The 12,078-nt window shown below is 62.8% G+C and carries 9 protein-coding genes; 8 read left to right on the top strand and 1 reads right to left on the bottom strand.

All coding sequences use genetic code 11. The annotated features are described in order from the left end of the window. Positions 1-41: 41 nt before the first annotated feature. The 8 genes from GYH35_RS21490 to GYH35_RS21455 all read left to right on the top strand — a co-directional run bounded on the left by GYH35_RS21490 (position 42) and on the right by GYH35_RS21455 (position 10,561). Complete coding sequence (locus GYH35_RS21490) at positions 42-371, top strand: NAD(P) transhydrogenase subunit alpha (protein ID WP_161810586.1); 330 nt, start codon at positions 42-44, stop codon at positions 369-371. A gap of 6 nt (positions 372-377) precedes the next feature. Then, on the top strand, positions 378-1,811 hold the full coding sequence (locus GYH35_RS21485) for an NAD(P)(+) transhydrogenase (Re/Si-specific) subunit beta (protein WP_161829464.1): 1,434 nt from the start codon (positions 378-380) through the stop codon (positions 1,809-1,811). Positions 1,812-1,896: 85 nt separating this feature from the next. Further along, positions 1,897-2,574 carry a response regulator transcription factor gene (locus GYH35_RS21480; protein ID WP_161810588.1) on the top strand — a complete coding sequence of 226 codons (678 nt, stop codon included), beginning with the start codon at positions 1,897-1,899 and terminating at the stop codon, positions 2,572-2,574. Next, entirely contained in the window at positions 2,561-3,952 is a 1,392-nt protein-coding gene (locus tag GYH35_RS21475; RefSeq protein WP_161810589.1) for a sensor histidine kinase, read from the top strand. The genes GYH35_RS21480 and GYH35_RS21475 overlap by 14 nt, the downstream gene beginning before the upstream one ends. 111 nt (positions 3,953-4,063) lie before the next feature. Further along, positions 4,064-7,252 (top strand): efflux RND transporter permease subunit, encoded by a 3,189-nt coding sequence (locus GYH35_RS21470; protein ID WP_161829463.1) that lies wholly within the window; start codon positions 4,064-4,066, stop codon positions 7,250-7,252. Continuing rightward, positions 7,239-8,399 (top strand): efflux RND transporter periplasmic adaptor subunit, encoded by a 1,161-nt coding sequence (locus GYH35_RS21465; protein ID WP_161810591.1) that lies wholly within the window; start codon positions 7,239-7,241, stop codon positions 8,397-8,399. Before GYH35_RS21470 ends, GYH35_RS21465 begins: the two co-directional genes overlap by 14 nt. Continuing rightward, positions 8,389-9,786 carry an efflux transporter outer membrane subunit gene (locus tag GYH35_RS21460; protein WP_161810592.1) on the top strand — a complete coding sequence of 466 codons (1,398 nt, stop codon included), beginning with the start codon at positions 8,389-8,391 and terminating at the stop codon, positions 9,784-9,786. Before GYH35_RS21465 ends, GYH35_RS21460 begins: the two co-directional genes overlap by 11 nt. 142 nt (positions 9,787-9,928) lie before the next feature. After that, complete coding sequence (locus GYH35_RS21455) at positions 9,929-10,561, top strand: hypothetical protein (RefSeq protein WP_161810593.1); 633 nt, start codon at positions 9,929-9,931, stop codon at positions 10,559-10,561. Between the two features lie 10 nt (positions 10,562-10,571). On the opposite strand, the gene GYH35_RS21450 is transcribed toward GYH35_RS21455, so the two are convergent. Continuing rightward, complete coding sequence (locus GYH35_RS21450) at positions 10,572-12,002, bottom strand: aldehyde dehydrogenase family protein (RefSeq protein ID WP_161810594.1); 1,431 nt, start codon at positions 12,000-12,002, stop codon at positions 10,572-10,574. Between the last annotated feature and the right edge of the window lie 76 nt (positions 12,003-12,078).

The raw sequence follows: 12,078 nt of genomic DNA, 5'->3' as shown, positions 1-12,078 counted from the left end.
CCAAGCATCAGTCATAAGTAACGAATGCTTTCGAGGAAAATATGGACCTCGCTACCACGCTGACGGGCTTCGTCGCCCTGTACATCTTCATGCTCGCCGCCTTCACCGGCTACGAGATCATCGGCCGCGTGCCGTCGATTCTGCATACGCCGCTGATGTCGGGCTCGAACTTCGTGCACGGCATCGTCGTGGTCGGTGCGATGTATGCGCTGCTCAACGCCACCTCGCTGGTCGAACAGATCATCGGCTTCGTCGGCGTGCTGCTGGGCGCGGGCAACGCGGCCGGCGGCTACGTCGTGACCGAACGCATGCTGGAAATGTTCAAGCCCAGCGATAAAAAACAGCCCGCCGGCGAGCAGAAGAAGGCATAAGCGCCCATGAACCTCACTCCGCAGTTCATCATCGACGCCTGCTATTTCGCCGCGGCGTTTCTGTTCATTTACGGCTTGAAGCGCATGTCGTCGCCGGTGACGGCGCGCTCCGGCATCATGGTGGCCGGCATCGGCATGCTGGTCGCGGTGCTGGCCAGCTTCCTTTATTACTTCGGCGTCAACGACGCAGCGCTGCCGCACCTGGGTACGAACGTCGTGTTCGCAGCGGTAGCATTGTTCCTCGGCACCGCCTGGGCATGGTGGAGCGGCAAACGGGTCGCGATGACCGCCATGCCTCAGATGGTCGCGCTCTACAACGGCATGGGCGGCGGCGCGGCTGCCTGTATCGCCGCGGTCGAGCTGTTACGGACCAATGCAGTTCATCAAACGATTCCACTCCTGCTCGCGGTCGTGGGTGCGCTGATCGGCGCCGTGTCGCTGTCCGGATCGTTGATTGCGTGGGCCAAGCTCGACGGCCGCATCAACGGCGTATGGCGCATCGGCGGTCAGCAAATTCTCAACGGTATCGTGTTTCTCGCGACGCTCGGCGTCGGCATTTACATCGTGTTCGTCGCGCACGGTCATGCGGCGCCCGGCATCGTCGCGGCGTTCTTCATCGGCGCGCTGATCTTCGGTGTGATGATGACAATGCCGATCGGCGGCGCGGACATGCCGGTCGTGATCTCGCTATACAACGCATTCACCGGTCTGGCGGTGGGCTTCGAAGGTTACGTGCTGCAGAACCCGGCGCTGATGATCGCCGGCATGGTGGTCGGCTCGGCGGGTACGTTGCTCACGCTGTTGATGGCGAAAGCGATGAACCGCAGCGTGTCGAATGTGATCTTCAGTAATTTCGGCGATGGCGGCGGCGAACAACAAGGCGAGATCAAAGGCTCGCAGAAGCCGGCCGAAGCCGGCGACGCCGCGATCAATATGCGGTACGCATCGAAGGTCATCATCGCGCCGGGCTACGGCCTGGCGGTCGCGCAGGCTCAGCACAAGTTGTATGAGTTCGTGAAGCTGCTGACGGATGCCGGCGTGGAAGTGAAATTCGCGATCCATCCAGTCGCGGGCCGCATGCCGGGCCACATGAACGTGCTGCTTGCGGAAGCGGGCGTGCCGTACGACATGATCTACGACTTGGAAGATATCAACGGCGAGTTCAAGGAGGCCGACGTTGCCGTCGTCATCGGCGCGAACGACACGGTCAACCCGGCGGCGCGCACCAACAAGTCCAGCCCGATCTACGGCATGCCGATCTTGAACGTGGACCAGGCCAGGCAGGTTTATGTCATCAAGCGCGGCCAGGGTAAGGGTTACTCGGGCGTCGAGAACGAGCTGTTCTTCGCCGACAACTGCAACCTGGTCTACGGCGACGCGCAGAAGGTGATGGTCGCGATGATTCAGGCGGTGAAGTCGCTCGAGGGCGGCGGCCACTAGCGCCGGCTTCATAAAGCAACCTTAATTGCCCCTCCCCGGGAGGGGCGGTACCCTGCCACTTCCTTGACACGCGTGGCTGGGAGCCGTGGCTAGAGTACTCATCATCGAAGACGATCGCGTGACCGCTGATGAAATCTGCGCCGAGTTGCAGCGGTATGGCCTGGACACGGAATGGGTGGGCGACGGCGCCACCGGCCTGGAGCGCGCGCGAGGGGGTTTTTATGACGCGATCACACTGGATCGCATGCTCCCCGGCATGGACGGCTTGACGGTAGTTACGCGGCTGCGCGAGTACGGTGTACAGACGCCGGTGCTGATGATCAGCGCCCTGTCCGATGCGGACGAACGGGTGCGTGGCCTGCGGGCGGGTGGCGACGACTATCTCACCAAGCCATTCAATCCCGACGAAATGGCCGCTCGCATCGAAGTGCTGCTGCGGCGGCACGCAGGTGCGTCCCGGCCCATGATGCTGCGGGTCGGGGATCTGCAGCTCGATCTGATCGACCGCACCGCCAGGCGCGCCGATACCTTGCTCGACCTGTTGCCCACCGAATTCCGGCTGCTCGAATTTCTCATGCGTCACAGCGGCCGCGTGCTGACGCGCACCATGATCTTCGAAGCGGTGTGGGGCTATCATTTCGATCCCGGCACCAATGTGATCGAAGTTCACATCGGCCGGCTGCGGCGCAAGCTCGATCCGCCGGACCGGGAGCCGCTCATTCATACCGTTCGCGGAGTAGGGTACGTGCTTGAAGCTCGGTGAGCTGTCACGCATCAGCACAGTTCGATTGCTGCCGGTCTACGGCTTTCTGTTCGTATTGTGGAGCGTGCTGCTGATCGGCTGGGTGCAGTACGACACCAAACGTTATCTCTCCGGCGTGGTGGACGAAATCCTCCGCCAGCGCATGCATTACCTCAGTCACGTCGACCGCGACCGCCTGCCCGAGGTGATCGCACAAACCGGTGCGCTCGATCTGCGCGTGATGCAAGGTCTGTTCGATGAGCAAGGCCGCAGGATCGCCGGCAACATCGAGCGGATTCCAGCAGGCGTTTCGATCGACGGCGTCGTGCATTCTCTGAGCGTTGGAGCGCAGCAGATCGGCGGCAAGGAACCGGTACGTGCGCGCGGCGTGGCCAAAGCGATAGGCAATGGTGAAGTGTTGATTCTCGCGCGCGCCACCAGCGTGGTCGACCAGGTCAACAGCATCATCTATCGCTCCCTGTTCTGGGGCCTCACGCTCACCATCATCCCGGGTTTGATCGGTGGCCTCTGGCTGGCGCGCGGTCCACTACGGCGCATTCGTGCGCTCGAGTCGGCGGCGCAACCCATCATGCGCGGGGATTTGCATCAGCGCCTGCCGGTGTCCGGCCGCCGTGACGAGCTCGACATGCTCGCCGGCATCGTCAATTCGATGCTCGAAGAGATCGAACGTTTGATGAGCGAAGTCAAAGGTGTCTGCGACAGCATCGCTCATGACTTACGCACACCGCTGACCCGACTGCGCTCGCAGTTGCATCGTATGCATCGCGAAGCGAACGATGGCGCGCATGCCGGTGTCGTCGAGCAGGCGATTCTCGATGTCGATTCGTTGCTCGATCGGTTCCGCGCGTTGTTACGGATCTCCGAGCTCGAAGACATGCACCGGCGCGCCGGGTTCACCGAGGTATACCTGGCGAGCACGCTCGCTCACGTGCGTGAAATGTACACGCCGCTGGCGGAAGACAAGCACATCGCGTTCACGTTCGAGATCGCGCCCGATGTTCCGACCGTGCGTGGCGATCCGAATCTGCTGCTGGAAGCCCTGTCGAACATCGTCGACAACGCCATCAAGTTCACCCCGGCGGGCGGCAGCATTCATTTGCGCCTGATCAAAGATGCGGACGCCGGCGCGCGCATCGATGTGATCGACAGCGGCCCGGGCATCCAGAGCTCGGAGCGCGAAGCGGTCCTGCAGCGGTTCTATCGCGGCACGTGTAGTAACAAAGATGTCTCGGGCTCGGGGCTGGGGCTGTCGATCGTCGCGGCCATCGTCAAGCTGCACGGCTTCAAACTGCAGATCGTCGACAATCCCGCCGGCGGCGCCTGGCTGGCGCTGTTATGTGGACCGAACGCCGCCCAGCTGCGCAGCGCCAGCCGATAAAACCTGCCCAAAAAACTCGGCAAGAAAGACTAAAAAAGCTTTCATCTCTACGGCACTGTAGCGGGCTGCGATCGGACCCATAATGGTTCGCTCGAGGATTCTCACGCCCGCATGCTCGGAATCGTAAAAATCGCTTTACGCCGCCCGTACACGTTCATCGTGCTGGCGTTGCTCATCCTGATCTTCGGCGTGCTCTCGATCCTGCGCACGCCGACGGACATCTTTCCGAACATCCGCATTCCCGTGATCAGCGTGGTGTGGACCTACGCCGGTCTGCCGCCCGATGGCATGGCCGGGCGCATCACGACCAACTTCCAGCGCTCGCTGACCACCATGGTCAACGATATCGAGCACATCGAAGCCACGTCGTATACCGGCTTCGGCGTGATCAAGGTTTTCTTCCAACCTGCCGTCGACATCAACATGGCCAATGCGCAGGTGACCGCCGCCGCGCAGACAACGTTGCGCCAGATGCCACAAGGCACGAACCCGCCGAACATCCTCAACTACAACGCCTCCACCGTGGGCATCCTGCAGCTGGCGCTGTCCGGCGAGGGCATGACGGAGCAGGAGCTCAGCGACCTAGGCATCAACTACGTCCGCACCTTCCTGATCACCGTGCCCGGCGCCTCGATGCCGTATCCGTTCGGCGGCAAGAACCGGCAGATCCAGATCGATCTGGACCCCGCAGCGCTGCAGGCGCGCGGCCTGTCGGGCACGGACGTCGCCAACGCCCTCGCGGCTCAGAATCTGATCACGCCGGTGGGCACGCAGAAGATCGGCGGCTTCGAGTACGCCATCAATTTGAACAACAGCCCGTCCGCGATCGAGGACCTCGGCCGCCTGCCGATTCGTCTGGTCGACGGCGCGATGGTTTATTTGCGCGATGTCGCCCATGTGCGCGACGGCAATTCGCCGCAGACCAATATCGTGCACGTCGCCGGCAATCGCTCGGTGCTGCTCACGGTGCTCAAGAACGGCGGCGCGTCGACGCTGTCCGTGATCGAAGGCATCAAGCAACGAGTCGAGGAAGTCAAGGATCAGCTGCCGGAGTCGCTGCAGATCCGGCTCATCGGCGATCAGTCCATCTTCGTGCGCAGCGCCATCAGCGGCGTGGTCGCCGAAGGCGCCATCGCGGCGCTGCTGACCAGCCTGATGATCCTGCTGTTCCTGGGCAGCTGGCGCTCCACCGTCATCATCGCCACCTCGATTCCGCTGGCCATTCTCGGCTCGATCTTCCTGCTGGCGCTGACCGGCCAGACGCTCAACATCATGACGCTGGGCGGACTGGCGCTGGCGGTGGGCATCCTGGTCGACGATGCGACCGTGACCATCGAAAACATCAACTGGCATCTCGAACACGGCAAGGACGTGCACACCTCCATCCTCGACGGCGCGGCGCAGATCGTGACGCCCGCGTTCGTCTCGCTGTTGTGCATTTGTATCGTGTTCGTGCCGATGTTCTTTCTCGAAGGCGTGGCGCGCTTCCTGTTCGTGCCGATGGCGTTGGCCGTGATCTACGCGATGGTGTGTTCGTTCATTCTGTCGCGCACGCTGGTGCCGACCATGGCCATGTATCTGTTGAAGCCGCACTCGCACGACGATGCGATGGCGCCGTCATCCAATCCGCTGGTGAAGTTTCAGCGCGGCTTCTCGGAAAAGTTCGAACGCTTCCGCAGCGGCTATAAGGAGTTGCTGACGGTGGCGATGGCCCATCGGCGCGGCTTCGTGACAGCTTTCATGTTGTTCGTGGTCGCGTCGTTCGCGCTGGTGCCGTTCCTTGGGCGCAATTTCTTTCCGGCGGTCGATGCCGGCCGCATCATGATTCACTTCCGCGCGCAGCCGGGCACGCGTGTGGAGGAAACGGCGGCCGTCTCGGCGCGCATCCAGGATGTGATCCGGCAGGTCATTCCGCCGCATGAGCTGGCGCTGGTGGTGGACAACATCGGCATGCCGTTCTCCAGCATCAACATGACCTACAACAACACCGGCACCATCGGCACGGCGGATGGCGATATTCAGATAACGCTCGAGGAAGATCACCAGCCGACCGCGGATTACGTTCGCAAGCTGCGCGAGGAGCTGCCGAGACGATTCCCCGGCACGACGTTCGCGTTCACGCCGGCCGACATCGTCAGCCAGATCCTGAACTTCGGCACGCCATCGCCCATCGATCTGCAAATCCGCGGCAAGGACTTCGCAGCGAACTTCGCTTACGCCGAAGCTTTGCTCGCTGATATCAAGCGGATTCCCGGCATCGCCGATGCGCGCATCCAGCAGGCACGCGGCCTGCCGACGTTCAACGTCGATGTCGACCGTACACGCGCGCAGTTCGCCGGTCTCACCGAGCGCGATGTCACTAACAGCATGGTCGTGAATCTGGCGGGATCGGTGCAGGTCGCACCGACCTTCTGGCTGAATCCGAAGACCAACATCCAGTACCCCATCGTGATGCAGACCCCGCAATACAAGATGGACGAGTTGAACTCGCTGGAGACGATGCCGATCACCGGCGCGGGCTCCAAGTCGGCGCATCTGCTCGGCGGCATTGCGGATATCACTCGCACCACCTCGAGTGGCGTGGTCTCTCAATACAACATTCAACCGATCGTGCAGATCTACGGGACCACGCAGGGCACCGATCTCGGCGCCGTGGCATCGCAGATCCGCAAGATACTCGACGCGCATGCCGAGGACCTGCCGAAGGGCTCGTCGGTGGCGCTGCTTGGCCAGGTTCGCACCATGGAGAGCTCCTTCTCGGGGCTGATGTGGGGCCTGGTCGGCGCCATCGTGCTGATCTATCTGCTGATCGTCGTGAATTTCCAGTCGTGGAGCGATCCGCTGGTCATTATCAGTGCGCTGCCTGCGGCGCTGGCCGGCATCGTCTGGATGCTGTTCACAACATTTACTACGTTGTCGGTGCCGGCGTTGACGGGCGCGATCATGTGTATGGGCGTGGCGACCGCGAATAGCGTGCTGGTTATCAGCTTTGCGCGCGAACGGCTCGAGCAATTGGCAGACCCTGTCGCCGCTGCCATCGATGCTGGCTTCGTGCGTTTCCGTCCCGTGCTGATGACGGCCCTGGCCATGATCATCGGCATGGCGCCGATGGCGCTGGGGCTCGGCGATGGCGGTGAGCAGAATGCGCCGCTGGGTCGCGCCGTGATCGGCGGCCTGATCTTCGCCACCGTCGCCACGCTCATATTCGTCCCGGTCGTCTTCAGCATCGTGCACCGTAATTACGTCCGCAAGCCGGCGGAACATCCGCTGCTTGCCGGAGAGCCTCATGCCGCCCACTGAATCGCATCGCGGGTTACGCCGCGCCGGCATCGTCATCGCCGTCATTGCCATCGTGCTCGTCGTCTCCGGCATCGGGATACGCGTCAACGATCATCGTCAGATGACCGAGTGGACCGAAGAGCAGGCCATTCCCACAGTCGCGGTGGTCGCGCCCACCCAAGGTGAAGCCGACGCACGGATCGACTTGCCTGGCCGGTTGGAAGCGTTTGCGCGGGCGCCGCTGAATGCGCGCGTGTCGGGCTACTTGAAGACATGGAAGGCCGACATCGGCACACCGGTGAAGGCCGGTCAGTTGATTGCGGAGATCGAAGCTCCCGATATCGAACAGCAGTTGCTGCAGGCCGAGGCAGATCTCGCCAGCGCCGAAGCGAATGCCGCGCTCGCTGCGAGCACCGCCAAGCGCTGGCAGTCGATGCTCGGTCGCGATTCCGTTTCCAAACAGGAAGTGGATGAGAAGGTGGGCGATCTCGCTGCCAAGGAAGCTTTGGCTAAAGCCGCGCGAGCCAACGTCGAGCGTCTGCGAACGATGCGGGGTTTCACGCGCATCGTGGCGCCGTTCGACGGCGTGGTGACCGCGCGCAATACAGATATTGGTGAGCTGATCACCGCCGGCGGCGGCTCGGGACGGGAGTTGTTTGTTGTTTCGGATACACGCAGGTTGCGCGTATACGTGAACGTGCCGCAATCGTATGTGAGCCGATTGAATACGGATGCGAAAGCACTGATTACCGTACCCGAACATCCCGGTAAGGAATATTCGGCGGCGGTCGCTGCGTCGGCGGGCGCTGTGAACGTCGCTACTGGGACGACGCTGATGCAGCTTACGGTCGACAACCAGGCGGGCGAGTTACTGCCCGGCGGTTATGCCAACGTGAGCTTCGAGCTGGCGGGCGGGGTGCAGGCGCTGCGTGTGCCGGCCAGCGCGTTGATCTTCGATCAAGCGGGACTGCGTGTGGCCACTGTCGATTCGCAGAGCCGCGTGGTCATGAAGCCCATCACCATCGCTCGCGATCACGGACACTTCATCGAAGTCGCCGGCGGCATCGAGGCTACCGATCGTGTCATCTCGACGCCGCCAGATGGCTTGATGGGCGGCAGCGCCGTGCGTGTGATCGAGCCTGCCGCGCAGCAAGCCAATGCGGGCTGAGCTATCGATCGTCGCGTTGTTGGCGCTGGCGGGCTGCTCGTTCGCGCCCAAGCTCGAGCTGCCTGAAGTTGCCGTTGCCGAGTCTTACAAAGAGCCCGCTCCCTGGACCCAGGCCGCGCCCGCCGATCGTTTGCCGCGCGATGCCTGGTGGCTGTTGTATGGCGATGAAGAACTGAATCGTCTGCAAGCGCAGCTCGTTCAGAACAGCCCGGATCTGCAGGCCGCACTGGCGCGCTATCAACAAGCGAAGGCGTTTTCGGATCAGCTGCGGTCCGGTTTGTTTCCTTCCTTCTCCTTGCGCGCCGATGGTGCTCGGACGCGGCAATCGGAAACGAGTCCGCCGGCCGGTCAGTCTTCGCCTCGTTACTACAACTCGTACGGCGCTGGGGTCGAAGCAATCTATGAAGTCGACCTTTGGGGTCGCGTCCGCAATGACGTGAAGGCTGGGAAGCTGGAAGCGAGCGCGGCCGCCGCCGATCTCGAATCGGCGCGGCTCAGTCTGCAAGCGCAGCTCGCTGATTTCTACATCGCGCTCTATGGTCTGGATCGCGAGGCTGCGTTACTCGGGGATACGGTTGCTGCCTATGACCGCGCGGTGGCGTTGACGAAGGAGCGTCATCAGGCGGGCATCGTTTCGGGGCTGGACGTGGCGCGGGCTCAAACTCAGCTGGACAGCGCGCGTTCGCAGGTTTCGCAGAATCAGGCTCAGCGCGCGACGCTCGAGCACGCGATCGCGGTCCTGGTCGGCGAGTCGCCTTCGCAGTTCGCCCTGGCGCCTCGTTCTGTTCCATTACAGCTGCCGCAGATTCCCGCCGATGTGCCGACCAACCTCCTGCAGCGCCGCCCCGACATCGCCGCGGCCCAACGCCGCACCGCCGCCGCCAATGCCAGCGTCGGCGTCGCTCGCGCAGCCTATTTCCCATCGATCACGCTCAACGGCGTTTATGGTTTCGAGAGCAATCGCTCGACCGACTGGCTGACTGCGCCCAACGCCGCCTGGTCCATTGGTCCCTCCATCCTGCTCGAACTCTTCGACGCCGGCCGCCGTCAGGCGCGCGTTGCCCAGGCACGGGCTGTACTGGATGAGGCGGGCGCGACGTACCGAGGCGTGGTGCTGGGCGCCTTCCAGGAAGTCGAAGACAACCTGGCCTTGCTCTATCACTACGGAAATGCCGCAGACGCCGAGCGTTCCGCCGTCACCTCGGCCCAGCAATCGCTGGATTTCGCCATGAATCGCTACCGCGAAGGGGCGGTCAGCTATCTCGAAGTCGTTCAGTCCCAGACCACCGCGCTGACTGCCCAGCGTCAGGCTCTCGATCTGGAAACACGGCAGCTGCGAGCCAGCGTGGCGCTGATCCGGGCGCTTGGCGGGGGCTGGGAAGGCTGAGACAGGGACCGCGGTTGAACCAGCGCAGGTCAGTCTTTAAGCTGACCCGCAGCGATCTCCATTCATCTGCCATAACGCGCGAGCCACCTTGTTCAACCGGTCATTTTGCACACTCGCTCTGTGCCTTTGGTCCGCGCTGGCCTTGGCGGACTATGCCGCCGCTCCCAAGAAACCCATCGATCTGACCGGTTTCTGGGTGCTGAACAGCGCCGTCAGCGACGATCCCGAAGCGCTGCTGTTCGAGAAACAGTCCAAGGAATGGGAGCGATTCGAACGCATGCGGCGGCGGGAAGAAGAGTCGCGGCCTGCCAATATTCCGCCCCCGATCGATGTCGATGCGCCGCCAGCGGGCGAGGGTAGCCGGCGTCGTGGCCCGCGACCCTGGCAGAAGCAGCAGCAGGAAAATCTGCTCCGGATGCTCGGTGTCAGTCCCACGCTGGAGATCAAACAAGTCGATTCGGGCCGCTTCGATGTGATTTCCGCTGTCGATTCGCGACGGGTCCAGGCCGGCAGCCACACGCAGGTGTCGATGCCCGAAGGTCAGCTCGCGGATTCGTGGGTCGGCTGGGACGGCGAGTGGTTCGTGATCGAACGGCGCGTGCGCCGCGGGCCGCGGGCGTTGGAGCAGTTTCGTCTGACCAAGACCGGCCAGCTCGAATATCTGATGAAGTGGAGCGGCGATAGCGAGCTGGCGGGAATCAAAGTGCGGCGTCTGTACGATCGCCGCACCGGGCCCGTGCCGGCATCGAATCCGGATCACGGGCCGCTGCCATAGCGCGAGCGGGTCAGGCCGCCGAATAGCCCATCATGGCCTTCACCTCGAGGAATTCCTTGAGGCCTTCCTTGCCCCACTCGCGGCCATTGCCCGATTGTTTGTAACCGCCGAACGGCGCGTTCACATCCGTCGAGGCGCCATTCAGATGGACCATGCCGGTGCGCAGCCGGCGCGCGACTTTGCGGGCGTGCTCGATGTCGCCGGAATAAACATAGCCGGACAGGCCGTAGACCGTGTCATTGGCGATGCGCACCGCTTCCTCTTCGGTCTCGTACGGAATCATCACGAGCACCGGGCCGAAGATTTCTTCGCGCGCGATGGTCATGTTGTTGTTCACGTTCGCGAACACGGTGGGCTTGATGAAATAGCCCTTGTCGATGCCGTCCGGCCGGCCCGGACCGCCGACCACCGCGGTCGCGCCTTCGTCGATGCCGGTCTGTAACAAGCGCTGGATTTTCTCGAACTGAGTTTTGTTGGCGACCGGGCCCATGGTCACGCCGTCCTTCTTCGGATCGCCGACGACGGGCTTGGCGGCGACGGCTTTCGCGATGTTCACCGCTTCTTCATACAGCTTCTTCGGCACGAGCATGCGCGAGGGCGCGTTACACGACTGGCCGGTGTTGGACATCATCGACAACACGCCGCTCTTCACCGCGGCGTTCAGATCGGCGTCTTCCAAAATGATGTTGGCCGATTTGCCGCCCAGTTCTTGCGACACGCGCTTCACCGTCTCCGCGGCAGCCTTGGCGACTTGCACGCCAGCGCGCGTCGAGCCGGTGAAGGACATCATGTCGATGTCCGGATGACGCGACAGCGCCTCGCCCACGGTCGGGCCGTCGCCATCGATCATGTTGAACACGCCTTTCGGCACGCCAGCCTCGTGCATGATCTCGGCGAAAATATGCGCGCTGAGCGGTGCGACTTCGCTGGGCTTGAGCACCATGGTGCAGCCGGCCGCGAGCGCGGGCGCGACTTTGCAGCCGATCTGATTGAGCGGCCAGTTCCACGGCGTGATCAAGCCGCAGACGCCGACCGGCTCGCGACGGATCTGCGTGGTGCCCAATGTTTCTTCGAACTCGAATTCCTTGAGTGCCGCGAGCGTCGACATGAAATGTCCGAGGCCGCTGCCGGCCTGCGCATTCAACGCAAACTTCATCGGCGCGCCCATCTCGTCGGAAATCGCCTGGGCGACGTCCTTCATCCGGCTCTGATAGACCTTGATGATGCGCTCGAGCAGCGCGACGCGCTCTTCACGCGAGGTCTGCGAATAGGTTTCGAAAGCAGCGCGCGCCGCTTTCACTGCCACATCGACGTCCTCGGCCGTGCCGAGCATGATCGTGCCGACCTGCTGCTCGGTCGCCGGATTGATGACCGCCAGCTCGCGGCGCCCCGGCGGGGTGACCCAGGCGCCATCGATATAAAACCGCTTGAACTCGTACATGTGTCCTCCGCCAAACAGCGCGATCCGCACACCAGAACGCCCGCAGAGCAGGTCGGGCGTGCGGCGAAAAAGGGAG

Source organism: Steroidobacter agaridevorans (assembly GCF_009932555.1).
In the GTDB taxonomy this organism is placed as follows: domain Bacteria; phylum Pseudomonadota; class Gammaproteobacteria; order Steroidobacterales; family Steroidobacteraceae; genus Steroidobacter; species Steroidobacter agaridevorans.
This window is presented reverse-complemented; position numbering and strand designations above follow the sequence as displayed.